Here is a 23508-nt window from a genome sequence, read left to right on the forward strand (position 1 = left end):
GTGCCACCGGATTTCCCCGATGGCGAGCCTTCCTCGGTGGAACGGAGTTGGCGGCCCACCTTCGGGTGACGCACAATCCGGCCATGTCCTGGCTGCCGTCCGACTTCGCCCACCCCACCCGTGTCGAGCTGGGCGCGGGCCACCACCTGAGGCCGATCCAAGAGTCCGATGTGGACTTGGACTACCCCGCCGTCATGGGCTCGCGGGAACGCCTGTGGTCGATCTTCGGCGAGAAGTGGAACTGGCCGCCCACGACCATGACCTATGAAGAGGACCGCGCCGACCTCGCCCGCCACGCGCGGGAAGCCGAGGCGCACGAGTCGTTCAACTACGCCCTGTTCGACAACGCCGAGACCGCGCTGCTCGGGTGCGTCTACATCGATCCCGCCGAGGACGCCCTCATCTCGTGGTGGGTGGTGGACGAGTACGCGGGCACCGATCTGGAACGCGCCCTGGACGCCTTCGTGCCCGAGTGGATCGCCCGCGACTGGCCGTTCGCCAGCCCTCAGTTCGGGCTCTGATCGATCGACTGGACTGATCCGGGCCGGCGGGCGGTTCATGGGGTGGGGTGGGGGTCGGGGTGCCGAACCATCGGTGTAGTGCGTGGGCCAGGTCGTCCGGGGCGGTGCCCGCCCAGGCCACGTAGCCGTCCGGCCTGACCAGGACCGCGTCGGCGGGTGGGACCGGGGTCGTTGTGGTGTGGATGTCGACGCGGTCGACCCAGGGCTGGGCGGTGGCGCGCAGTGCCGCGTTGTCGGCGAAGTCCAGCAGGAGCGGACGGCCGGAGCGCGACAGGTGGGCGAAGATCCGGCCGTGGGGGAGGGGGAGGTCGGGCATCCACCGGCCGATGAGCGGGTGGGCTGCGGTGCCCAGGTCGTAGACCGTGTCCGCGCCGGACATCAGGTCGGAGATGCGGCGCACCGCGCTCTGGTCCTGGAGGAGTTCGGTGAGGACTTCGCGCAGGGCGGTGATGTTCGGGCCCTCGGAGAGCAGCGCCGTCTGGGCCCGGCTGTGGGTGATCACGCGGAGGCCCACCGGGCGGCGCTCGGACTCGTAGGTGTCCAGCAGGTCGGGCGGTGCCCAGCCGTCGAGGTCGGCGGCCGGTTTCCAGCCCAGGTTCAGGGCGTCTTGCAGACCCAGGTTCAGGCCGGGGCCGCCGACGCCGGACTGGACGTGCGCGGCGTCGCCGACCAGGAAGACCCGGCCCTTCCGGTAGCGGTCGGCCAGCCGGGAGTTGGTGCCCTCCGCCCGGCGGTCGAGCGCCGAGGGGCGGCCGTCGTCGGGTTCGCTCATCGGCAGGTCGACGCCCAGGACGCGGTGTGCGGCCTCGCGGAGTTCGGACAGCGGCATCTCGTCGGTGTCGGTCAGGCCGGACTGCCCCCACTCGATCAGGGTGACGCGGTAGACGCCCGGTTGGAACATGCCGAACGCGAAGACGCCGTGTTCGGTCCGGTGGAACGTGCCCGGCCACAGCACGCCCATGCCCGGGACCTCCAACCGGCCCGTCCGGTGGTCGGCGATCGGTTCGTGGAGCACCACCGAGCCCGTGCGGTGCGTGAAGCCCTCGTCGGTGACGCCGGGGAAGCCGATGCCGGCCCGTTTGCGGACCACGCTGTGGCCGCCGTCGGCACCGACGACGTAACGCGTGGTGAGGCGGTACGGCCCGTCCGGGCCGGCGGCGTCGACCGTCACGTGGCCGTCCCGCTGGGTCAGGTCTGTCACCTGGTGACCGCGCCTGATCTCCACACCCGCTTGGTGCTCCAGCAGTTCTTCCAGCCGGTGTTGTGGCACGGGCAGGGCGAACAGGGCGTTGTCGTCCAGTGTGGACAGATCCAGCGGGAGGGCACCGAACTGGAAGAACGGGGCCGGTCTCGGCGGTCCTGGGCTGCCGGTGACGGCCTCGTGCAGCCCCCGGTAGTCCAGGGCCTGCACCACGCGGCCCACCAGACCGTTGGCCTTCGGAGCCGTGGCGCGTTCGGGCAGGGCGTCGAGCACGGTGGGGCGCAGGCCGGCCAGCCGCAGTTCGTTGGCGAGCATCAGGCCGTTCGGGCCCGCGCCCACGATGAGGACCCCGGTGTCGACCGAGCCGGTGTCGGCGGTGGAGGTGGAGGTGGCAGCGGTGGGGGCAGCGGTGGTGGTGGTGAGTGGCATGGGGGGCTCCTTGGGGTGTGGCTGAATAAGCCCCACGTCGGGCGGGGCTGGGTCGGTGGGTTCGAGGTGGGCCGGTGGCGGAGTCAGCCGGCCTGGGGGTCTGGCAGGCCGGCTGCCACCTGGGTCAGGGCGTCGTGGACGAGCGGACCGAGGAGGATTGGCGGGTCGGCGGTCAGCCAGCGGTCGGTCGCCACTTCGATGGCCGCGCCGACCGACGCCGCCACCAGGCGGGGGTAGAGGTCGACCGCCACGTTCGTCCGGGTGCGCTCGGCGATCGCCTCGGCCAGCTCGCGCTCGATCACCGAGCTGGCCCGCAGGAACTCGCCGATCAGCGCCGGTTCGCTGGTCATGAGGCGGACCCCGGCTGTCCACTCGGGGTCCGGCAGGCGGTCGTTCGGCGCGTACTGCGCCAGCGCCGCCTCCAGGATCGACTCCCACACCGTCTCGCCCGGGGGGCGGCGGCGGACGTGGTCCGCGAGTTGCCGGCCCCGGTCGAGGTGGCGGGAGGTGATCGCCTCGGCCTTGCTGGAGAAGTAGTTGTTGAAGGTGCGCGAGGAGACCCCCGCCGACGCGGCGATGTCTTCCACCAGGACGTTCTCCAGGCCGCGCTCGACCGCCAGCCGGAGCGCCGCCCAGCTCAGTGCCTGGCGGGTCTCCAGCTTTTTGCGCTCACGCAAGCCCAGTCGTTCGTCCATGTGATCAAGGTAGGGGAAAAGTGCGGGGCCCGCAAGATTTCGGGATACGCACTTTCGGGGTGGTTTTCGGCGGCCGGCCCGGGGATGCGAGGATCAGCCCCCGTGAAGACCTTCGACGAGCTGTTCGCCGAGCTGAGCGAGCGCGCCCGCACCCGCCCCGAGGGGTCCGCCACGGCCGCGGCGCTGGCAGACGGTGTCCACGCGCAGGGCAAGAAGGTGCTGGAGGAGGCGGGCGAGGTCTGGATCGCCGCGGAGCACGAGTCCGACGAGCGGCTGGCCGAAGAGGTCTCCCAGCTGCTCTACCGCGTGCAGGTGCTGATGCTCGGTCGCGGCCTCACCCTGGAAGACGTCTACAAGCACCTGTGACCGGTGGCCGGGGTGCTCAGCGGGACCCTGCGCGCGCCGGCGACGCTCCCGCTGCGCAACCCGATCATCCTCGCGTCGCTGCTCGGCGTGCGCGCAGGCCCGCAGTGCTCAGCTGTCCAGGGACGCCGTCCTGCTCCAGCAGCTCACCGCTCCCGGACGAACAGCGACTGCGCGGTGCGACCCACCGGCCCCTGCTCGTCGTGCAGGACACTGCCCGCCACGCCGACACCTGACGGGCCCACCACCGTCTCCGCGTCCAGCGCGAACCACTCCCCGACCGGCTCGCGGTGCAGGTGCACCGACAGGTCGGTGTTGATCGCGTACCAATTCGAGATGTCGAGCCTGCTGGACACGCCGCTCGCCGAGTCGGCCACGGTGAACAACCGCTGCAACGCTGTCGGCTGCTCGCCGGCCACCACCGCGACCCGGGGCCGCGCCCAGACCGCCGCGTCGCCGGGCGTGAAGATGCCGCCGGACACCGAGCGCCACTCCATCGCGGCCAGGTAGCCGCACCGCCAGTCGTCCGGGATCGCCATCGGCACACAGCCCTGCGGCGGCACCAGCGACCCGCCCTCGCCGGACGCCACCGCCGACGTGTCGCCGCCGACGATCCGCCACGCCCGCGCCCGCACCACCGCACGCCCCTCGTGCGACAGCGCGGCGGACAGCAGCTCCACCGAACGGCCGGGGCGCTCCAGCTCCGCCGTCACCTCCAGCTCGGCCACCGGGACCGGCCCGAGCACCTCGAACGTCACCCGGGACAGCACCGTCCCCGGCCGCGCCGCGACCCGCTCCAAGGCCCGCACCAGCAGCGCGGACGGCGGGCCCAGGTGCTGGCCGGTGCTGCTCCACGGCCCGGCGGTGTGCTCGGTGGAGGCGAACCGGTGCCCGTCGAGCTGCTCGTAGAACGACGTCATCAGTCCGCCCTGTCCAGTGCCGTCTCCTGCCCCGCGTCCGGCTCCGGCCAGCCCGGGTAGGGCGGCGGTGTGCCCTCGAACGCCGGGCAGAGCGCCTTGTGGTCGCAGTAGTCGCACAGCCTGCTCGGGTTGGGTCGGAAGTCGCCGGACTTCGCCGCGCGCAGGATCGCGTCCCAGATGGCCTCCAGGGTCCGCTCGAACCGGCTGAGCTCGGCCTCGTCCGGGGTGTAGGCCAGCGCCTGCCGGTCGGCCAGGTACATCAGCCGCAGCTGCCGGGGCACCGCGCCGCGCAGCCGCCACAGCACCAGCGCGTAGAACTTCATCTGGAACAGCGCCTTCGCCTCGCCGACCTCGCGCGGCGCGGCCCCGGTCTTGTAGTCGACCACCCGGATCTCGCCGGTCGGCGCCACGTCCACGCGGTCGACGTAGCCGCGCAGCAGCACGCCGGAGGGCAGCTCCCACTCGACCAGCAGCTCGCGGGCGTCGGCGTCGAAGCGGCGCGGGTCCTCCAGGGTGAAGTAGCCGTCCAGCAGGCCGGCCGCGGAGGCCAGCCAGTCGGCCTGCTCCTCCTCCTGCCCGCCGGCGAACAGGTCGGCGAACTCCGGGCGCTCGGCGCGGACCCGCTCCCACGCGGGTCCGACCAGTTCGCGGGCGCGCTCGGGCCGGCGCTCGGCGGCGGGCAGGCCGAACAGGTCCTCCAGGACGGCGTGCACGACGGTGCCGCGGACCTGCGCCCTGGTCGGCTTCTCGGGCAGGCGGTCGACCGCGCGGAAGCGGTACAGCAGCGGGCACTGCTTGAAGTCGCCCGCACGGGAGGGCGACAGGGCGGGCCTGCGTACGGGGCGCTCGGTGATCGTGGGCACTGCCATGGTCAGAACGATAGGGCAGACCCCCGACAAGATCGGGATCAGCGGGCAGCGCGGTGCGCCCGCCTGGTCACGTGCTCGCCGCAGCGGGGAACGGGCAGGGCGTTTGTCGTGGTAGGCCGGGCAACCAGGGCCGCCGGCAGAAGTCCCGTCTCCGCCACCGGAAGGTGCCGGGCGGGGGTCGGAACTGGGTGTGATCGGGCGTGTCACAGCGTCAACACACCTGAGCACCTACTCTTTCGCCGTGGTGACCAAGGTGAGCTGGCGGCGGCAGGTCGGTCGGGACGGTGGGCTGCCGCTGTTCCGGGCGGCCGGGATCCCGGTGCTGCTCGCGCCCTCCTGGTGGCTCGGCTCGGCGGCGATCGTGGTGCTCTACGCGCCGCTGGTGGGGCGGATCGCGCCCGGCATCAGCGGGCTCGCGGGGGTGCTGCTCGCGGCCACGTTCGCGGTGTTCCTCGGGCTGTCCGTGCTCGCCCACGAACTCGGGCACAGCCTGGTCGCGCTGCGGCTGGGGCTGCCGGTGCGGCGGCTGCGGCTGTTCCTGCTCGGCGGGGTGTCCGAGGTGATGCGCACGCCGACCAGGCCCGGTCACGAGGGGATGATCGCGGCGGCCGGGCCGGTCGTGTCGATCGTGCTGGCCGGGGTGTTCGCGCTGGGCGCGATGGCGATCCCGCAGCCCGACGCGGTGTGGCTGTTGATCGCGCAGACCGCGTTCGCCAACGCCGCCGTCGCGGTGTTCAACCTGCTGCCCGGCCTGCCGCTGGACGGCGGGCGGATCCTGCGGGCCGGCGTGTGGGCGGTCACCGGGCGCCGCGCGACCGGCACGAAGGCCGCCGTGGCCGGTGGCGGGGTGGTGGCCGCGGCGCTGGTCGTGTGGGCGGTCTGGGGCCTGATGGCGGGCACCGAGGACCGCTGGATCCGGTTCGGGGTCTGCCTGGTCACCGCGTGGTTCGTGGTGGCCGGGGCGCGCGGCGAACTCGCCGCCGAGCGCAAGCGCACCTGGCCGGAGGGGCTCACCCTGGGCGAACTGGTCCGGCCGGTGCTCCAACTGCCCGCCGAGAGCCCGGTGTCCGGGGCGCTGACCGCCTCCGCCGGGCGCGGGGTCGTGCTGGTCCGCGCGGACGGCGTCGCGGCCGGGCTGCTCGACCGCGAGCTGGCCCAGCGCCTCGCGGCCACCTCGCCGCACGCGCCCGCCGAGCAGGCCGCCGTCCCGATCCGGCCGGAGACCGTGCTGCTGGAGAACGAGACCGGCGACGAGGTCGTGGAACGCGTGCAGGGCACCGCCGCGTGGGAGTACCTGGTGGTCGACCTGGAAGGACGGCCCGCGGGCGTGCTGCGCCGCGAGGACCTCAAAGCCGCCCTGGATCGTCGCTGAGCAGACCGGCGTCCTGCGCGAGGATCGCCGCCTGCACCCGCGACCGCAGGTCCAGCTTCGTCAGCACGCGGGACACGTGCGTCTTCACGGTCGTCTCGCCGATGTGCAGCTTTCGCCCGATCTGGTGATTCGACAGACCTTCGCCGAGGCACCGCAGCACGTCCACCTCGCGCTCGGTCAACGCGTCCAGCGCCGGCGGGCGGCTGCGCGGCGCGGACGACGCGAACTCGCGCATCAACCGCCGCGTCACGCTCGGCGCGAGCACCCCGTCACCGGCCGCGACCTGCCGCACGGCTTCCACCAGCGCCGGGGCCTCCACGGACTTCAACAGGAAGCCCGCCGCACCCGCGCGCAACGCCCCGTGCACGTACTCGTCGAGGTCGAACGTGGTCAGCACGAGCACCTCGCACACCCCGCTCAACTGACGGGTCGCCTCGATCCCGTCCACGCCGGGCATCCGGATGTCCATCAGCACGACGTCCGGCCGCAGCTCACGGGCCAGCCGCACGGCCGCCGCGCCGTCCGCCGCCTCGCCCACCACCTCGATGCCGTCCGCGCCGCCCAGGATCATCACCAGACCCGTCCGGATCGCCGCGTGGTCGTCCGCCACCAGGACCGTCGTCACAGGGGCGCCCTCTGGGGAGCTGTCTGGGGTGCTCACAGGGGCAACTCCGCCCGTACCAGCCACTGGTCACCGTCCCGGCCCGCGACCAACGTGCCGTGGACCGCGTGCGCGCGCTCCGCCATGCTCACCAACCCCGTCCCCGAGCCCTTCGACGCCTCGCGCGCCGTGTTGCGCACGACCACCACGAGCCGCCTTATCTGCCGTTCCACCCGTACCGACGCCGACGAGCCGTGCTTGAGGGCGTTGGTCAGAGCTTCCTGGAGGATCCGGTACGCCGCCACGTCCACGGCGACCGGCAGGTCCTCCACGCGGTCCATCTCGAAGTCGACGTCCAGCCCGCCCGCGCGGGCCGACTCGACCAGCCGCCCGGCGTCGGCCAGCCGCACCGCCACCGGCTCGTCCACCGGGTCGTCGGCCCGCAGCACGTCGATCATGGTGCGCATCTCCTCCAGCGACCGCACGCTGTTCTCCCGCACCGACCGGAGCACCGTCCGCACGGTCTCCGAGTCCGCCGGCATGGACAGCACCGCCTCGGACTGGATCGCGATCGCGGACAGGTGCCCGGCGATGACGTCGTGCAGGTCACGGGCCATCCGGTTGCGCTCGGCGTCCACCGCCGCCCGCCGGTCCAGCTCGGCGATCCGGGCCACCTGCCGCGCGCTGTCCCGGTGCTGCCGGATGTTGGTCGCCCACCACACCGGCACGCCGAACAGCGAGAAGACCTGGAAGCCGGCGTAGATCGACTCCCGCCAGTCGAACAGCACCGCCACGGTCAGCGTCAGCCCGAGCGTCGCGACCGCGACCACCCCGATCAACGCCTGGTGCAGCCTGCGCGGCCCCTCCAACGTCACCACGAACAGCACGTCGACGAACACCATGATCACCGGCAGGCTGAGCCCGAGGGTCAGGTCCACGGCGGCTGCCGCGGCGACCGTGACCAGCGCGAACGCGGGCAGGCTGCGGCGGAACGCGGTGCCGACGCACGCCACGGCCAGGACCGCCACGTGGGTGCCGAGCGGTGCGTCCGCGCTGCGGCGCGAGAACACCACGTCCATCTCGAGGTGGTAGATCAGCATCCCGATGGCGAGAAAACCGACCGCGACCAGCAGGTCTCGGTTCTTCGGCCGGAACTTCACCCCCGAATCTCAACACACGCCCGCGTGACCGGTCGTCCTACGAAGTGATGACACCCGGTCGATCCGCCCACTGACGCGCCGCACGTGCTCCGAGCAGCAGTGTTCTCCTCGTGGGCGAACTGCTGGTCGTGGTCATCGTGGCGTGTGAGATCGGTTTCTGGGCGGTACTGGGGGCGGGCTTGTTCGCCCGGTACGTGCTGCGGATGCCGAAACTGGGTGCGGTGCTGTTGGTGTGCACGCCGCTGGTGGACGTGGTGCTGCTCGTGGCGACCGTCTTCGACCTGCGGTCGGGGGGCGAGGCGAAGACGGCGCACGGGCTGGCGGCCATCTACCTGGGGGTCAGCATCGCGTTCGGGCACAGCATGCTGCGGTGGGCCGACCAGCGGTTCGCCCACCGGTTCGCGGGCGGTCCGCCGCCGGTCAAGCCGCCCAAGCACGGCGTCGAGCGGGTCCGCCACGAGTGGCGCGAGTGGTTCAAGTTCCTGCTCGCGTGGGCCGTCGCCGGTGCCGTGGTGCTGCTGTTGACCTTCGTCGTGAGCACGCCGGAACGCACCGAGGTCCTGTGGGGGCAGATGCGGGGGATGTCGGTCGTGGGGCTGATCTGGCTGGTCGGCTGGCCGGTCTTCTACTCGGCGAAAGAGGCGACCGCGAAGGTCGCCGGGAGGGGGGAGTGATGCGCGAGTTCATCGGGATCATCCTGCTGGTGCCGCAGGGGCTGGTGCCGTTGGTGCTGATCGCGCTGGGTGTGGAGAGCCAGGGCTGGTCCTTGGCGATGCACCTGCCGCCGTGGGCGCAGCTGCCCGGCGCGATCGCGTTCGCGGTCGTCGGCGCGCTGCTGACGGTGTCCGGGATCCGCTCGGAGCGAGGCCGCTGAGCTGGGCCGCCGGACCTTCTGCGACCATCGTGCGCCGTTGTACGCAGGTTTGTTCAGGAGGTTCGCCGCGGTGAGCACCGCCAGTGGTCCGTTCCAGCCCGGAGACCGGGTGCAGTTGACCGACCCGAAGGGACGGCACTACACGATCGTGCTCGAACCGGGCAAGGAGTACCACACCCACCGTGGGGCGTTGTCGCACGACAGCCTGATCGGCCGGCCGGAGGGGTCGGTCGTCGCGTCGGTCGGCGGCACGTCGTTCCTGGCGCTGCGGCCGCTGCTGTCCGACTACGTGCTGTCGATGCCGCGTGGCGCCCAGGTGATCTACCCCAAGGACGCCGCGCAGATCGTGATGTACGGGGACGTGTTCCCCGGTGCGCGGGTCCTGGAGGCCGGAGCGGGCTCGGGCGCCTTGACGTGCTCGCTGCTGCGCGCGGTGGGGGAGAAGGGCAGCGTCACGTCTTACGAGGTCCGCCAGGACCACGCCGACCACGCGATCCGCAACGTCGAGCAGTTCTTCGGCGAACGCCCCGGTAACTGGTCGCTCACCGTCAGTGACCTCGCCGAGCACGAGGGCGAGGTCGACCGGGTCGTGCTGGACATGCTCTCGCCGTGGGAGGTGCTGCCCACCGTGGCGCGCAGCCTCATCCCCGGCGGTGTGCTGGTCGTGTACGTGGCGACCACGACGCAGCTGTCCAAGGTGACCGAGGCCATCCGTGAGCAGCAGCACTGGACCGAGCCGCACGCGTGGGAGACGCTCGTGCGCCCCTGGCACGTCGTCGGCCTCGCGGTGCGCCCGGAGCACCGCATGATCGGCCACACGGCGTTCCTGCTGACCACCCGCCGGCTGGCCGACGGCGTCACGCCGCCGCGCCCGCAGCGCCGCCCGTCCAAGGGCTGAAACATCCGCTGAAACACCCGCTGAACAGCGAAAACGGCCCGTGCACCGGAGTGCGCGGGCCGTTGTCGTCCGACGGCTACTTCTTCTCGCAGGCCACCCAGCCCGCGTCGGTCTTGACGAACGGGACCTTGTTGGTCGTGTCGCCCTTCATGAGCTCCTTGAGCTCGTCCGGGACGCCCTCCAACTTGATCGCGATCTCCGCCTCGGCGTGCGTTTCGTCCTTCTCGGTGACGCTGTTGACGGTGGCGGTGAGCTTGATGTTCTTCGCCGCCTCCTGCATCGCCTTCATCTTGTCCTGCAACTCCGGCGGCAGGCTGCCGAGGCTCTTCTCGATCTGCTTGTTGATCTCGTCGGGGTCGAACGCCTTCTTCAGGTCGTCGATCTCCTTCTGGTCCTCGGCACAGGTCAGCGTGCGCAGCTTGTCGTAGTCCTTGCTCGACATGGCCGCCGCGAAGCTGTCCGCCGCGTCCTTCGGCGAGCTGTTGGAGCCGCCGCCGAGGGTCAGGATCAGGACCACCACGACCCCGATCACCAGGACACCGCCACCGGCCAGGATCCAGGGCAGGGGGCTCTTCTTGCGGGGCGGGCCGTACGGATCGCCGAATCCACCCGGTTGGCCGTACCCGGGCTGCCCGAACTGGCCGGGCGGCCCGTAGGGCGGCTGGCCGGGGCCGGGCTGACCCGGCTGGCCGGGGGGTGGGAAACCGCCCGGCGGAGGTCCGTAGCCGGGCTGCTGCTGCCCACCCTGTGGGAAGCCCTGGGGCGGCGGGGGGTACCCGCCGGGCTGCTGCCCGTGCCCCGGCTGCTGACCGAATTGGCCTGGTTGTCGGCCGGATTGGCCCGGCTGCTGACCGAAGGGGCCCGGCTGCTGCGGCGGGACGGACATCACGTTCTCCTAGAACTTTCCGCTGGTGGCAGTGGAGACTGCCCGGAACACGCAAGTAGTGCTCGTACTTGGACGCACGGTAGCCGGTTGGCGGTTCCGCCAAGCACCGGGATGGAGCAGTTCATCCGGCCGAGCGGGGGGAATGTGTGATCACACGACCTCCTCGACCGGCCGGGGTGGCCGCTTTTGTCGGTGATCGCCGGTACCGTTGTCGTACGAACACGGGAGGAGGGTGCCGACATGCAGCACGGTCATCCCGGCAGCCGGCCCGATGAGGGCGGCGAGCTGAACAAGGGCAACAACTCTGGTGAGCTGACGGCGCAGATCAGGTTCCTCGAGGACGAGATCGCGTTGTTGCGCCGAAAGCTGACGGAATCCCCACGACACGTCCGCCTGCTGGAGCAGAGGCTCGCGGAGGCGACGGAACGCGTCAGCCAACTCACCGAGCGCAACACGAAGCTCATCGACACCCTTCGAGAAGCACGGAGCCAACTCCTCGCGCTGCGCGAGGAAGTGGACCGCCTGGCCCAGCCTCCCAGCGGGTACGGCGTGTTCCTGGCGCGGTTCGAGGACGGCACGGTGGACGTGTTCACCTCCGGCCGCCGGATGCGCGTCTCGGTGTCGCCGGCCGTCGAGTCGGCGTCGCTCGTGCTCGGCCAGTCGGTGCGCCTGAACGAGGCGCTGACGGTGGTCGAGGGCGGCGACTTCGAGCGGACCGGCGAGGTCTGCACGCTGCGTGAGATCCTGGAGTCGGACGACGCCTCCATCGGCCGGGCCCTGGTCGTCGGGCACGCCGACGAGGAGCGCGTCGTGTGGCTCGCGCAGCCGCTGATGGACGCCCCGCTCAAGTCCGGTGACTCGCTGCTGGTCGACTCGAAGGCGGGCTTCGCCTACGAGCGGGTCCCCAAGGCCGAGGTCGAGGACCTCGTGCTGGAAGAGGTCCCGGACGTCAAGTACGAGGACATCGGCGGCCTGTTCCGGCAGATCGAGCAGATCCGCGACGCCGTGGAACTGCCCTTCCTGCACGCCGACCTGTTCCGCGAGTACAAGCTGCGCCCGCCCAAGGGCGTGCTGCTCTACGGCCCTCCCGGCTGCGGCAAGACGCTCATCGCGAAGGCCGTGGCGAACTCCCTGGCCAAGCAGGTCGCCGCCGCGCGCGGCGAGGACCACCGCGAGGCGAAGAGCTTCTTCCTCAACATCAAGGGCCCCGAACTGCTCAACAAGTTCGTGGGCGAGACCGAACGGCACATCCGGCTGATCTTCCAGCGCGCGCGGGAGAAGGCCTCCGAGGGCACCCCGGTGATCGTGTTCTTCGACGAGATGGACTCGATCTTCCGCACCCGCGGCAGCGGGGTGTCCTCCGACGTCGAGACGACGATCGTGCCCCAGCTCCTCAGCGAGATCGACGGCGTCGAGGGCCTGGAGAACGTGATCGTGATCGGCGCGTCCAACCGCGAGGACATGATCGACCCGGCGATCCTGCGTCCGGGCCGACTGGACGTGAAGATCAAGATTGAACGTCCCGACGCCGAGGGCGCGAAGGACATCTTCAACAAGTACCTGACGCCCGACCTGCCGATCCACGCCGACGACCTGGCGGAGTTCGGCGGCGACCCCTCCGCGTGCATCGACGGCATGGTGCAGCACACCGTGGAGCGGATGTACGAGGAGTCGGAGGAGAACCGGTTCCTGGAGGTCACCTACGCCAACGGTGACAAGGAGGTCCTGTACTTCCGGGACTTCAACTCGGGCGCGATGATCCAGAACATCGTCGACCGGGCCAAGAAGGCGGCCATCAAGAGCCTGCTGGACACCAAGCAGCCGGGTCTGTCGGTGCGGCACCTGCTCGACGCGATCGTGGACGAGTTCGCGGAGAACGAGGACCTGCCGAACACGACGAACCCGGACGACTGGGCCCGGATCTCCGGCAAGAAGGGCGAGCGGATCGTGTACATCCGCACCCTCGTGACCGGCAAGAACCAGGAGTCCGGTCGGGCGATCGACACCGCCACGAACACCGGCCAGTACCTGTAGCACGACCTCGGGAGCCCGTCCGGCGGCCGGACCGCCGGGCGGGCTCCCGCGCGTGGTTCACCCGGCGGGCGCGACCAGGCCGGACTCGTAGGCCGCGATCACCAGCTGGGCCCGGTCGCGGGCCTGCAACTTGTGCAGCAGCCGGCCGATGTGGGTCTTGACCGTGCCCACCGACAGGTGCAGCTCCCGGGTGATCTCGGTGTTGGACAGGCCCCGCGCGATCAGCGCGAGCACCTCCCGCTCCCGGTCGGTGACCCCGGTCAGCCGGACGGTCCTGCGCTCGGGCAGCCGGGCGAACTCGGCGATCAGCCGGCGGGTGACCGAGGGGGACAGCAGGCCGTCGCCGTCGGCGACCACCCGGATCGCGGCGAGCAGCTCGGCGGGCGGCGTGTCCTTGAGCAGGAACCCGCTGGCACCGGCCCGCAGCGCCGAGTACACGTACTCGTCCAGGTCGAACGTGGTCAGGATCAGCACCCGCGCGGACGAGAACGCCGAGAGCTCCCGGGTCGCGGCGATGCCGTCCATGCCGGGCATCCGGACGTCCATCAGCACCACCTGGGGCGAGGTCTCCCGCACCACGGACACCGCCGCGGCACCGTCACCGGCCTCGCCCACCACCCGCAGGTCCGGTGCCGAGTCCACCAGCACCCGGAAGCTGCCGCGCAACAACGCCTGGTCGTCGACCACCACCACGTCGATCACGCGAACGGCACCTCGGCCGACACCTGGAACCCGCCGTCGCCGCGCGGTCCCGCCGAGAACGTCCCCCCGTACACCGCCACCCGCTCCCTCATCCCGATCAGACCGTGCCCGCCGCCGGTGGAGCCGAGCACGCGTTCGCCCGGCCCGTCGTCGGTCACCGAGATGCGCACCGCTGCCTCCCCGACTTCCACGACCACCGCGCACCGGGCCGGTGCCGCGTGCTTGACCACGTTCGTGACCGACTCCTGCACGATCCGGAACACGGTCAACCCGACCGCCTCCGGCAATTGTCCACCGGTCACCGACAGCTCGACCGGAACCCCGGCCATCGACGCCCGTCCCAGCAATCCGGGCAAGTCGGCCAAACCGGGCATGGGGGCCAGTTCGGCGTCGGAATCGGACCGCAACACCCCCAGCAGCCGCCGCATCTCCACCAACGTGCTCCGGCTGGCGGTCTCGATCACCTGCAACGCCTCCTGGGCCTGCTCGGGCTGCTCGGCGGCCACGTGGTTCGCGATCCCGGCTTTCACCGCGATCAGCGACAGGCTGTGCGCGACCACGTCGTGCAGTTCCCGGGCGATCCGCATCCGCTCGTCCACGACCGCCCGCGCCGCGTGTTCCGCCGCCTGGCGCTCGGCGTAGCCGCGGCGGACCTGCGTGGACCGGCCCAACGCCCAGGCACCGCCGGACAGCAGCACCACGAACGCGGCCAGGCCGATGTCGTCCGGCCACGGCTCACCGATGAAGATCGACACCGCCGACAGCACCAGAGAGCAGACCAACGCACCTACGGCGCGCTTGTGGGCCACTACCGCCGCGACCATGTACAAGGCGAACGCCGTGGGCACGAAAGGCTCCAGCGTGATGTGCACGGTGGTGGCGACGGTCTGCGCGACCACCACGACACCGAACACCGCCAACGGCCACTTCCGCCGGACCGCGAGTGGCAGCCCGATCAGGACCGCCAGGGCGTACCCGAACCACAGCGGCACGGTCGCCGCCCGTTGCTCGGCGAACCCGAGGTACGTCACCGTCACGGCCACGCCCGCGACCACGTCGAGTGCGAACAGGTACGCCGTGGGCAGCCATCGGACGAAGCGGGATCTCACCGGCCGAACCTAACGGCCCCGGCCGGGCACCACATCGGACCGTGGTCCGACCTCGGCCGAAGACCTCCGTCCGATCCGGCGGGCCGGCGCGACCGCGAAGCTCGTCACCGTGATCGAAGTACGCGAACTCACCAAGCGCCACGGCAGCGCCAGAGCCGTCGACGGCCTGAGCTTCGAGGTGAAACCCGGTTACGTGGCGGGCTTCCTGGGCCCGAACGGCGCGGGGAAGTCCACCACGATGCGGGTCATCCTCGGGCTGGACCGCCCCACCTCCGGCGAGGCCCTCGTCAACGGCCGGCACTACGCCGACATCGAACACCCCATGCGCCACGTGGGCGCGCTCCTGGACGCCGGCGCGGTGCACGGTGGCCGCAGCGCCCATAACCACCTGAACGTGCTCGCACGCAGCAATGGCATCGGCCGGGCCCGCGTGGTGCAGACGCTCGAACAGGTCGGGCTCGCGGGCGTGGCCGACCGCCGGGTCTCGACCCTCTCGCTGGGCATGAAGCAACGCCTCGGCGTGGCCGCCGCCCTGCTCGGCGATCCGGGCGTGCTGCTGTTCGACGAGCCGGTCAACGGCCTGGACCCGGAGGGCATCCGCTGGATCCGGCACCTCATGCGCGGGCTGGCCGCCGAGGGGCGGACCGTCCTGGTCTCCAGCCACCTGATGAGCGAGATGGCGCTGACCGCCGACCGGGTGATCGTCATCGGCCGGGGCCGGTTGATCCTGGAGGCGTCCATGCAGGACCTGGCCGACCGGTTCCAGAAGGACGTCCTCGTCCGCACCTCCGCCCGCGCCGAACTGGCGGAATCGCTGCGGCGGGCGGGTGCCGAGGTCCGCTCCGAGCCGGACGCGCTGATCGTGCACGGGCTCACCGCCTACGACATCGGCGAACTGGCCGCGCGCCACCACCTCCCGGTGCACGAGCTGACCCCGAGGACGGCGTCGCTGGAGGACGCCTACCTGGAGCTGACCGAGGACAGCGCCGAGTACCGCACCGAGTACCGCACCGAGGGGGTGGCCCGGTGACCGACGCGCTCGCTTCCGAGTTCCTCAAGCTCCGGACCGTCCGCTCGACGGTGCACCTGCTGCTGTCGCTGGCGTTGACGCTGGCGGCGGGCGTGCTGGTGTCGTACCTGATGACCGCCGACTACGACGCGCAGCCGCCGGAGGTGCAGGCCCGTTTCGGGTCCGCCGACCCGGGCATGGTGGTGGTGACGTTCGGCCAGTTCGTGCTCGGCGTGCTGGGCGCGCTGGCGGTGACCTCGGAGTACGGCAGCGGGATGATCCGCACCGCGTTGGTGTCCGTGCCCCGGCGCAGGTCGTTGCTGCTGGCCAAGACCGTCGTCGTCGGAGGGGTGTCGACGGTGGTGGGCGCGGTGGTGACGCTGCTGGCGTACCTGGCGGGCGAGGCGATCACGGGCGACCGGCCCAAGCCGATCTCGGCCTACGACTCGTTCGCCGAGGCGTGGCCGACGCTGCTGGCGAGCACGGCCGCGCTGGCGCTGCTCGGTCTGCTCGGGCTGGGCCTGGGGTTCCTGCTGCGGTCCACGGCGGGCACTCTGGTCACGTTGTGCGGGCTGCTGTTCGTGCTCCCGGCGATGACGATGTTGCTGCCCTCGCCGTGGGACGAACGGGTGAGCGCGGTGATGCTGCCGGGCTTGCCGGCACAACTCGCCGGTCACCTCCCGGACGCGCCGCTGACACCGTGGGGAGCAGCGCTGTTCATGGTGATGTACCTGGTAGCGGCCTTGGGCGGGGGATTGGTGGCGTTGTCGCGCCGGGACGCCTGAGTGTCTTGACGGACGCGGAGCGTGGTCACTACAGTCCGATTCATAGTAAGGAAACTTTCCTGACTAATTCCGCTCAGTCACCGCCGCCCAGACCGAGAGGGGAGAGCCGCATGGCACGGCTCCGGATCGCACTGGCCCTGGCGGCCACGCTCGCACTACCCGGCGTCCTGGTGGGCGCGGCACAAGCGGCACCCACGCCCGGGTTGTCGACCCAGGCGGCAGCCGCCCTGCCCGCGGGCTCGCCCGCCGCGGTCAACGGCCAGCTCAAGGTGTGCGGCGTCAAGCTGTGCAACAAGTACGGCAAGCCGATCCAGCTCCGCGGCATGAGCACGCACGGCATCCAGTGGTACTCGCAGTGCGTCAAGACCGCCTCGCTCGACGCGCTGGCGGGCGACTGGAAGGCCGACGTCCTCCGGATCTCCATGTACATCCAGGAAGACGGGTACGAGACCAACCCGCGCAAGTTCACCGACATGGTGCACGGGTACATCGAGGAGGCCACCAAGCGCGGCCTGTACGCCCTGGTCGACTGGCACCAGCTCGACCCCGGCGACCCGAACTACAACACCTCGCGCGCCAAGACGTTCTTCAAGGAGATCGCCCAGCGGCACAAGGACAAGACCAACATCATCTACGACATCGCCAACGAGCCGAACAACGTGTCGTGGGCGAAGGTCAAGTCCTACGCCGAGCAGGTCATCCCGGTCATCCGCGCCGAGGACTCCGACAGCCTGGTGCTGGTCGGCACGAACGGCTGGTCCACCTTCGGGCACTCCGACGGCAAGGACCCGCAGGACGTGGTCAAGAACAAGGTGTCCGCGTCGAACGTCATGTACACGTTCCACTTCTACGCCGGCGACCACGGCAGCGACTACCTCGCCGTGCTGTCGAAGCTCGCCGACCAGGTGCCGGTGTTCGTCACCGAGTTCGGCACCCAGAAGGCGTCCGGCGACGGCTCGAACAACTTCACCCAGTCGCAGAAGTACATCGACCTGATGAACGCGAAGAAGATCAGCTGGGTCAACTGGAACTTCTCCGACGACGAGCGCTCCGGCGCGGTGTTCAAGCCCGGCACCTGCTCCGGCTCCTCGTTCACCGGCACCAGCAAGCTCAAGCCCGCCGGCGTGTGGATCCGCGACCGCATCCGCACCGCCGACGACTTCCCGACGAGCTGACCGCCCCGGCCCGGATGTACCCGCTCTGATCACGGTGACCCGCGGCCCGACGTGGCTGCGGGTTACCGTAGGCAGGTGTCCGACATCGCCCTTGGTCTCGCCGCGCTCGGCCGTCCCGCCTACATCAACCTGGGACGGGAGGATGCGCTGCCGGCCCACCGCGACGTCGACGCGATGCGCGCCGCCTGCCACGAGGTGCTCGACGCCGCCTACGCGGCCGGCGTGCGGCGGGTCGACGCGGCCCGCTCCTACGGCCGGGCCGAGGAGTTCCTGGCCCAGTGGCTCGCCGAGCGCGGCCACCGCGACGTCCGGGTCTCCAGCAAGTGGGGCTACGAGTACGTCGCGGACTGGCGGCCGGACGCCGAGGTGCACGAGGTCAAGGAGCACTCCGTGGCCCGGTTCACCCGCCAGTGGGGTGAAACCGAGGCGCTGCTCGGCCACCACGTCGAGCTGTACGAGGTGCACTCGCTGACCGACGACAGCCCCCTGTTCGGCGACCTGGAGCTGCTGGCGGCGCTCGGCGCGCTGCGCGACTCCGGCGTCCGCCTGGGCTTCTCCACCTCCGGGCCGCGCCAGGCGGACACCGTGCGCCGCGCCCTGGAGCTGGAGATGGAGGGGCGGCGGCTGTTCGAGGCCGTCCAGTCCACCTGGAACGTCCTGGAGCCCTCCGCCGGCGCGGCGCTGGCGTGGGCGCACGAGACCGGCGCCGAGGTGTTCGTCAAGGAGGGGCTGGCCAACGGCCGGCTCGCGGTCGACCCGCCGGCGCGGGTCCGCGAGCTCGCCGAGAAGCACGACGTCGGCCCGGACGCGATCGCGCTCGCCGCCGTGCGCGCCCAGCCGTGGGCGGACGTGGTGCTCTCCGGCGCGGCGAGCGCCGGGCAGCTGCACGCCAACCTCAAGGCGCGCGAGGTCGACCTGGACCCCGACGAGCTCGACCTCGCCGAGGACCCGGGCGGCTACTGGGCTACTCGGGCCGCGCTGCCCTGGGCGTGAGGCGCACCGCCCCCGAGTCGAGGTCGATCGCCCGGTCGTTCGGCGGCGCGCCGTCCTCCTCCTCGTCGCGCAGCATCAGCTCGGTGCGCCGCTGGTCCATCTCGGCGAGCTTGGTGCCGTAGAGCATCAGCGTGAACTCGTCGAGGCCCGCCTGCCCGACCACGGGGTGCTCGCCCCTGCGCCGGCGGATCCACCGCAGCAGCTTCTCCCCGGTCGCCAGGGCGAACAGCAGCACGGCGAGGCCGGGGATCGACATCGCGAAGATCATGCCCACGAGAACCACTCCCTGATCAGGGCCCGACCGTCCGGCACCACCGGCCACTCGGGGCACTCCGCCTTCGCCCGGACTTCGGCCACGTCCACCCACTCGCCCGATGCGACCTCTTCGGGTTGCAGGGTGAACGGACCGTCGCAGCGCACCTCGTAAACGTGCGCGATGTAGCGGATGGTTCCGTCGACGAACGGTGTCTTGAAGAGGAACTTCGGCGGTTCGGTGACACCCAGCTCCTCGGCCAGCTCGCGCACCGCGCACTCGTCCGGCGTCTCGTCCGCCGCGACGACTCCGCCGCACGTCGGGTCGTACAGGCCGGGGTAGACGTCCTTGGTGTCCGTACGACGGTGCACGAACAGCCGCTCGCCGTCCCGTGACCGCACGACGATCACCGCGCACGCGTGCCACAGGCCCTCCGCGCGCATCCGTGCCCGCGTCGCCGAGCCCACCGGAGTGCCGTCCGGGTCCACCACCAGCACGTGCTCCACGAGATCCTCCCCAGGTCGTATCCACCAGTGATACCTCGGGGCGACGCCCGCCGACGACTCCCGTTCATACGGTCTTGTCGTTCGCGTCATGAGGAGGAGTTGTGCCCACATCCCTGCGGCTCGCGGTGGCCGAGTTCCGCAACCGACCAGGCCGGGCCGTGCTGCCCGGGGTCGCCCTGGTCGTCGGCGTCGCCTGCCTGCTGGCCGCCCTGATGCTCAGCGACGCCATGGTCAAGGCCACCAACGACGGCGCTCCGGTCGTCCCGGCCGACGTGGACCTCGTGGTGCGCACGGTGCCCCTCACCGACGGGGTGCTCGACCAGGCGACCGCCGACCGGGTCGCCGCCGCGCCCGGCGTGCGCGAGGTCGTCGCGGTCAAGCGGACCGGGGTCGACCTGCTGCTCGCCGACGGCCGGGCGGACCCGCGCCGGCGCGCCGTGGCCGACGTCGAACCGGACCGGGAGGGGCTGCGCCGGGTGCCGATCCTGGAGGGCCGCTCGCCCGGCCGCGACGGCGAGATCGCCCTCGACCGGGTGACCGCCTACCAGCACGACCTGCACCCCGGCGCGTCCGTCCGGATCGCCGACGCGGCCGGCAAGCCGCTCGACGTCGTCGTCCGGGGGATCACCAAGCGCGGCGCGCAGGGTGAGCAGCCCTCGCTCGTCGTGGGGGAGGGGCTCGCCGCCAAGCTCGGCGGCGAGCCCGACCACCTGGCGCTGTACGTGCTGGGCGGTGACGCGGCGGGCGTCGCGCAGGCGGCGGGCGAGTCGCTGCGGGTCACCCCGGCGGCCGCGGTCAAGGCCGAACCGCCGTCCGACGACCTCGCCGTCGTGCTGCTGCCCTTCAGCATCCTCGCGCTCGCCACCTCGGTGTTCGTCGCGGCGGCGACGTTCCGGGCCGTGTACGCGCAACGCCAGAAGCACACCGCCCTGATGCGCTGCCTGGGCGCGCACCGGGGGCCGCTGGTCTGGGCGAACCTGCTGGAAGCCCTGCTCACCGGCGCGGTCGCGGGCGCGGTCGGCGCGCTGCTGGGCGGCACCGTCGCGTGGCTGCTGGCCCGGCTGTTCGACTCGACCGGGCTGTCCACGATGCTCGGCGCGGTCCAGCTCGACCCGGCGCTGGTGCCCTCCGGCGGGCAGTTGCTGCTCGGTGTCGCGGTGGCCGCCCTGCTCAGCGCGTTCGCCGCGGTCCGGCCGGCGCTGGCCGCCGCGCGCATCTCGCCGCTGGCCGCGCTGCGGACCTCCGAAGGCGCCACGCCGGACAGTGCCGTGGTCCGCCGTCGACGGGTGTTCGGCCTGGTCCTGGTCGCGGCCGCGACGGGGATGGCGGCGCTCGGCGTGCTCGCCAAGGGTTCGGTCGCGGCGATCTTCCTCATCCTGTTCTCCGGCATCACGGCCGTCTTCGGCCTGTTCGGCGTGCTCGGGCCGGTCGTGGTGCCCGCGCTCGGCCGGATCTTCGGCTCGGTGGCGAGCCGGTTCGGCGGCGCGCAGTGGAAGCTGGCCTCCGCCGAGGTGCGGCGGGTGCCGCAGCGCTCCGCGTCGGTCGCCATGCCGCTGCTGCTGGCCGCCGCCATGGTCACCTACTTCGCGGTCACCGTCGGGTCGGCGCAGAACCTGGAGGACGAGTTCAGCAACGCGCCCCGACCGGACGCGGTGGTCGCCGACTCCGGCGGCCGTCCGCTCGACCCCGCCGCGGCGGCGGCCGTGAACCGGCCGGAGGTCGCCGGCACCGTCGTCCTGCACACCACGCGGGGCAGCCAGACCGACAACGTCGGCGAGCGCTACACCACCCGGGTCGCCGGCGTGGACGCCGGGCGGATGCGCGACTTCCTGGCCGGGCAGTCCGTCGCCCGTCCCGACTTCGTCGACGGGACCGTGCTGCTGGAGGAGTACACCGCGCGCAACCTGGGCGCGACGGTCGGCCGGCCGGTCACGGTGGAGGGCCTGCCCGGCGGGTCGCGCACGGCGACGTTCGTCGGCACCGTCCCCGACACCCTCGTGGACAACGCGGACGTGATCCTGCCCGACACCGGGCTGGCCGCCGCGTCGAAGGTCCTGGTCTCGTTCAAGCCGGGTGCCGATCCCGCGGCGTTCCAGAGCGCCGTGCGCGCCTCCCTGGGCTCCGCGCCGACCGTCCTGGTGACGACCAAGGTCGACACGAATTCGGAGAACCAGCGCTACCTCGACCTGGGGATCATGATGCTGATGGTGCTGCTGGGGCTTTCCGTCGCGGTGGCCGTGACCGGGATCGGCACCGCGCTGACGATCTCCGTGCAGGAACGTCGCAAGGAGATGGCGCTGCGCCGCGCGCTGGGCGTGACCAAGGGCGGCCTCCAGGGCGGGGTGATCGCCGAGGCGGTGCTGTTGTCGCTGGTGGGCGTGCTCGGCGGCGGGTTGTTCGGGTTGGTGTACGCCGAGCTGACGCTGCTGGCCTTCGGCGTCTACGCGCTGCCCGGCGCGTCGCTGGTGCCGCTGCTGGTCGGCGGGCTGGGCGTGGTCGTGCTGGCCGTGGTCGCGGCCTTCGGACCGGCCCGCGGCGCGTCCCGGATCCGGCCCGCCGCCGGCCTGGCCGCCGGGTGAAACGTGACCTGGGCCCCCGCGAAATGTCGGCCCCACGCCGTAGGCTGCCAGCTATGCGGCGGATCATGGGAACCGAAGTCGAGTACGGCATCTCGGTGCCGGGTGACGCGACGGCCAACCCGGTGCTCACCTCGACACAGGTGGTGCTCGCCTACGCGGCGGCCGCCGACATACCGCGGGCCCGGCGCGCCCGCTGGGACTACGAGGTCGAATCGCCGCTGCGCGACGCGCGCGGCTTCGACCTGGGCGGGCCCGGCGGCCACCCCGGCGACAGCGACGTCGAGGACCTGGGCGCGGCCAACGTCATCCTGACCAACGGCGCGCGGCTCTACGTCGACCACGCGCACCCGGAGTACTCCGCGCCCGAGGTCACCAACGCGCGGGACGCGGTGATCTGGGACAAGGCGGGCGAGCGGATCATGGAGGAGGCGGCCATGCGCGCCGCCACCGTGCCCGGCCAGCCCCGGCTCCAGCTCTACAAGAACAACGTGGACGGCAAGGGCGCCAGCTACGGCACCCACGAGAACTACCTGATGCAGCGCAGCACCCCGTTCACCGCCGTGATCTCGGGCCTGACGCCGTTCTTCGCCTCCCGCCAGGTCGTGGTGGGCTCCGGCCGGGTCGGCATCGGCCCGTCCGGCGAGGAGGCGGGCTTCCAGCTCTCCCAGCGCTCGGACTACATCGAGGTCGAGGTCGGCCTGGAGACCACGCTCAAGCGCGGCATCATCAACACCCGCGACGAGCCGCACGCCGACGCCGACAAGTACCGCCGGCTGCACGTCATCATCGGCGACGCGAACCTGGCCGAGTACTCCACCTACCTCAAGGTCGGCACCGCCTCGCTGGTGCTGGACATGATCGAGGCCGGCCGCCGGTTCGACGACCTGCGGCTGCTCGACCCGGTCCGCGCGGTGCACCAGATCAGCCACGACCCGACGCTCAAGACCAAGGTCGAGCTGACCGGCGGCCGCAAGTTCACCGGCCTGGACATCCAGTACGCCTACCACGAGCGCGCCTCGCGGTTCGTGGAGCAGGAGGGCTACGGCGACCGAGACGTGCTGCGGGTGTGGGGCGAGGTGCTCGACGCGCTGGCCCGCGACCCGCAGGAGTGCGCCGACCGGCTCGACTGGCCCGCCAAGCTGCGCCTGCTGGAGGGCTACCGCGCCCGCGACGGCCTGGCCTGGGGCTCGCCCCGGCTGCACCTGGTCGACCTGCAGTACTCCGACGTGCGGCTGGACAAGGGCCTGTACAACCGGCTGGTCGCCCGCGGCTCGATGAAGCGCCTGGTCAGCGAGGAGGAGGTGCGCGCCGCGGTGCTCGCGCCGCCGGAGGACACCCGCGCCTACTTCCGCGGCCGGTGCCTGGAGCGGTACCCGACCTCGGTGGCCGCCGCGTCGTGGGACTCGGTGATCTTCGACCTGGGCCGCGAGTCGCTGGTCCGGATCCCCACCCTGGAGCCCCTGCGCGGCACGAAGGCGCACGTCGGAGCGCTGCTGGAGGCCTCGGACACGGCGGAGCAACTGGTCGAGGCGCTCACCCGCGGCTGATCAACGCCACGCGAGTGGCAGGCGCAG

The 23508-nt window shown here is 71.7% G+C and carries 23 protein-coding genes and 1 pseudogene; 13 read left to right on the forward strand and 11 right to left on the reverse strand.

From position 1 onward, the window contains the following. The first annotated feature begins 83 nt into the window (after positions 1–83). Positions 84–521 (forward strand): GNAT family N-acetyltransferase, encoded by a 438-nt coding sequence (locus BN6_RS48740; RefSeq protein WP_041316865.1) that lies wholly within the window; start codon positions 84–86, stop codon positions 519–521. Between the two features lie 67 nt (positions 522–588). Here BN6_RS48740 and BN6_RS48745 read toward each other — a convergent pair. Then, positions 589–2151 (reverse strand): annotated as a pseudogene (locus tag BN6_RS48745) (FAD-dependent monooxygenase); the annotation flags it as partial. A gap of 83 nt (positions 2152–2234) precedes the next feature. Further along, entirely contained in the window at positions 2235–2846 is a 612-nt protein-coding gene (locus tag BN6_RS15375) for a TetR/AcrR family transcriptional regulator (protein ID WP_015100577.1), read from the reverse strand. Between the two features lie 102 nt (positions 2847–2948). Here BN6_RS15375 and BN6_RS15380 point away from each other — a divergent pair, with 102 nt between their 5' ends. Continuing rightward, positions 2949–3212 carry a phosphoribosyl-ATP diphosphatase gene (locus BN6_RS15380; protein ID WP_041312859.1) on the forward strand — a complete coding sequence of 88 codons (264 nt, stop codon included), beginning with the start codon at positions 2949–2951 and terminating at the stop codon, positions 3210–3212. Positions 3213–3355: 143 nt separating this feature from the next. Here the strand turns inward: BN6_RS15380 and BN6_RS15385 are convergent, their stop codons facing one another. Continuing rightward, entirely contained in the window at positions 3356–4132 is a 777-nt protein-coding gene (locus tag BN6_RS15385) for a thioesterase family protein (RefSeq protein ID WP_148303309.1), read from the reverse strand. Continuing rightward, the gene (locus tag BN6_RS15390) at positions 4129–4998 is read right to left on the reverse strand and encodes a RecB family exonuclease (RefSeq protein ID WP_041312861.1); all 870 of its coding nucleotides are present in this window, start codon (positions 4996–4998) and stop codon (positions 4129–4131) included. Before BN6_RS15390 ends, BN6_RS15385 begins: the two co-directional genes overlap by 4 nt. A gap of 241 nt (positions 4999–5239) precedes the next feature. Here BN6_RS15390 and BN6_RS15395 point away from each other — a divergent pair, with 241 nt between their 5' ends. Then, entirely contained in the window at positions 5240–6370 is a 1131-nt protein-coding gene (locus BN6_RS15395; RefSeq protein WP_231905304.1) for a site-2 protease family protein, read from the forward strand. Here the strand turns inward: BN6_RS15395 and BN6_RS15400 are convergent. Both BN6_RS15400 and BN6_RS15405 read right to left on the reverse strand, forming a co-directional pair. Continuing rightward, positions 6345–6995, reverse strand: coding sequence for a response regulator (locus tag BN6_RS15400; protein ID WP_041312863.1), 651 nt, complete (start codon positions 6993–6995; stop codon positions 6345–6347). The genes BN6_RS15395 and BN6_RS15400 overlap by 26 nt on opposite strands. 32 nt (positions 6996–7027) lie before the next feature. Next, positions 7028–8131, reverse strand: coding sequence for a sensor histidine kinase (locus tag BN6_RS15405; RefSeq protein WP_015100583.1), 1104 nt, complete (start codon positions 8129–8131; stop codon positions 7028–7030). A 110-nt stretch (positions 8132–8241) separates the two neighbouring features. Here BN6_RS15405 and BN6_RS15410 point away from each other — a divergent pair, with 110 nt between their 5' ends. The 3 genes from BN6_RS15410 to BN6_RS15420 all read left to right on the forward strand — a co-directional run bounded on the left by BN6_RS15410 (position 8242) and on the right by BN6_RS15420 (position 9903). Next, the gene (locus tag BN6_RS15410) at positions 8242–8805 is read left to right on the forward strand and encodes a hypothetical protein (protein WP_015100584.1); all 564 of its coding nucleotides are present in this window, start codon (positions 8242–8244) and stop codon (positions 8803–8805) included. Next, complete coding sequence (locus BN6_RS15415; RefSeq protein ID WP_015100585.1) at positions 8805–9005, forward strand: hypothetical protein; 201 nt, start codon at positions 8805–8807, stop codon at positions 9003–9005. Before BN6_RS15410 ends, BN6_RS15415 begins: the two co-directional genes overlap by 1 nt. 70 nt (positions 9006–9075) lie before the next feature. Further along, on the forward strand, positions 9076–9903 hold the full coding sequence (locus BN6_RS15420) for a tRNA (adenine-N1)-methyltransferase (protein ID WP_015100586.1): 828 nt from the start codon (positions 9076–9078) through the stop codon (positions 9901–9903). 76 nt (positions 9904–9979) lie between these two features. Here BN6_RS15420 and BN6_RS46670 read toward each other — a convergent pair whose 3' ends face one another. Then, positions 9980–10435: a hypothetical protein gene (locus tag BN6_RS46670; RefSeq protein ID WP_041312865.1), complete on the reverse strand. Its 456-nt coding sequence runs from the start codon at positions 10433–10435 to the stop codon at positions 9980–9982. Between the two features lie 594 nt (positions 10436–11029). On the opposite strand from BN6_RS46670, the gene arc reads away from it, so the two are divergent. Next, positions 11030–12823, forward strand: coding sequence for a proteasome ATPase (arc, locus tag BN6_RS15430; protein WP_015100588.1), 1794 nt, complete (start codon positions 11030–11032; stop codon positions 12821–12823). Between the two features lie 57 nt (positions 12824–12880). On the opposite strand, the gene BN6_RS15435 is transcribed toward arc, so the two are convergent. Both BN6_RS15435 and BN6_RS15440 read right to left on the reverse strand, forming a co-directional pair. Continuing rightward, entirely contained in the window at positions 12881–13525 is a 645-nt protein-coding gene (locus BN6_RS15435) for a response regulator (RefSeq protein WP_015100589.1), read from the reverse strand. Beyond that, the gene (locus BN6_RS15440; protein WP_015100590.1) at positions 13522–14634 is read right to left on the reverse strand and encodes a sensor histidine kinase; all 1113 of its coding nucleotides are present in this window, start codon (positions 14632–14634) and stop codon (positions 13522–13524) included. Before BN6_RS15440 ends, BN6_RS15435 begins: the two co-directional genes overlap by 4 nt. 109 nt (positions 14635–14743) lie before the next feature. On the opposite strand from BN6_RS15440, the gene BN6_RS15445 reads away from it, so the two are divergent. The 4 genes from BN6_RS15445 to BN6_RS15460 all read left to right on the forward strand — a co-directional run bounded on the left by BN6_RS15445 (position 14744) and on the right by BN6_RS15460 (position 18596). After that, positions 14744–15664 (forward strand): ATP-binding cassette domain-containing protein, encoded by a 921-nt coding sequence (locus BN6_RS15445; RefSeq protein ID WP_015100591.1) that lies wholly within the window; start codon positions 14744–14746, stop codon positions 15662–15664. Further along, the gene (locus BN6_RS15450) at positions 15661–16428 is read left to right on the forward strand and encodes an ABC transporter permease (RefSeq protein ID WP_015100592.1); all 768 of its coding nucleotides are present in this window, start codon (positions 15661–15663) and stop codon (positions 16426–16428) included. The genes BN6_RS15445 and BN6_RS15450 overlap by 4 nt, the downstream gene beginning before the upstream one ends. 110 nt (positions 16429–16538) lie before the next feature. Next, on the forward strand, positions 16539–17603 hold the full coding sequence (locus tag BN6_RS15455; RefSeq protein ID WP_015100593.1) for a glycoside hydrolase family 5 protein: 1065 nt from the start codon (positions 16539–16541) through the stop codon (positions 17601–17603). A gap of 75 nt (positions 17604–17678) precedes the next feature. Then, positions 17679–18596: an aldo/keto reductase gene (locus tag BN6_RS15460; RefSeq protein WP_015100594.1), complete on the forward strand. Its 918-nt coding sequence runs from the start codon at positions 17679–17681 to the stop codon at positions 18594–18596. On the opposite strand, the gene BN6_RS15465 is transcribed toward BN6_RS15460, so the two are convergent. Then, the gene (locus BN6_RS15465) at positions 18568–18864 is read right to left on the reverse strand and encodes a DUF6191 domain-containing protein (RefSeq protein WP_041316873.1); all 297 of its coding nucleotides are present in this window, start codon (positions 18862–18864) and stop codon (positions 18568–18570) included. The genes BN6_RS15460 and BN6_RS15465 overlap by 29 nt on opposite strands. Next, on the reverse strand, positions 18861–19355 hold the full coding sequence (locus BN6_RS15470; protein WP_015100596.1) for an NUDIX hydrolase: 495 nt from the start codon (positions 19353–19355) through the stop codon (positions 18861–18863). The genes BN6_RS15465 and BN6_RS15470 overlap by 4 nt, the downstream gene beginning before the upstream one ends. Before the next feature lie 101 nt (positions 19356–19456). Here BN6_RS15470 and BN6_RS15475 point away from each other — a divergent pair, with 101 nt between their 5' ends. Then, the gene (locus tag BN6_RS15475; protein WP_015100597.1) at positions 19457–21934 is read left to right on the forward strand and encodes an FtsX-like permease family protein; all 2478 of its coding nucleotides are present in this window, start codon (positions 19457–19459) and stop codon (positions 21932–21934) included. A 53-nt stretch (positions 21935–21987) separates the two neighbouring features. After that, positions 21988–23481: a depupylase/deamidase Dop gene (gene dop, locus BN6_RS15480; protein WP_041312867.1), complete on the forward strand. Its 1494-nt coding sequence runs from the start codon at positions 21988–21990 to the stop codon at positions 23479–23481. Positions 23482–23508: the final 27 nt, after the last annotated feature.

The organism is Saccharothrix espanaensis DSM 44229, assembly GCF_000328705.1.
Taxonomy (GTDB): domain Bacteria; phylum Actinomycetota; class Actinomycetes; order Mycobacteriales; family Pseudonocardiaceae; genus Actinosynnema; species Actinosynnema espanaense.

Bases quoted from the DNA above. Each gene is read 5' to 3' on its own strand.
- BN6_RS48740 (WP_041316865.1), top strand. From the start codon at position 84: ATGTCCTGGCTGCCGTCCGACTTCGCCCACCCCACCCGTGTCGAGCTG.
- BN6_RS15375 (WP_015100577.1), bottom strand. From the start codon at position 2,846: ATGGACGAACGACTGGGCTTGCGTGAGCGCAAAAAGCTGGAGACCCGC.
- BN6_RS15390 (WP_041312861.1), bottom strand. From the start codon at position 4,998: ATGGCAGTGCCCACGATCACCGAGCGCCCCGTACGCAGGCCCGCCCTG.
- BN6_RS15415 (WP_015100585.1), top strand. From the start codon at position 8,805: ATGCGCGAGTTCATCGGGATCATCCTGCTGGTGCCGCAGGGGCTGGTG.
- arc (WP_015100588.1), top strand. From the start codon at position 11,030: ATGCAGCACGGTCATCCCGGCAGCCGGCCCGATGAGGGCGGCGAGCTG.
- BN6_RS15455 (WP_015100593.1), top strand. From the start codon at position 16,539: ATGGCACGGCTCCGGATCGCACTGGCCCTGGCGGCCACGCTCGCACTA.
- BN6_RS15465 (WP_041316873.1), bottom strand. From the start codon at position 18,864: ATGATCTTCGCGATGTCGATCCCCGGCCTCGCCGTGCTGCTGTTCGCC.
- dop (WP_041312867.1), top strand. From the start codon at position 21,988: ATGCGGCGGATCATGGGAACCGAAGTCGAGTACGGCATCTCGGTGCCG.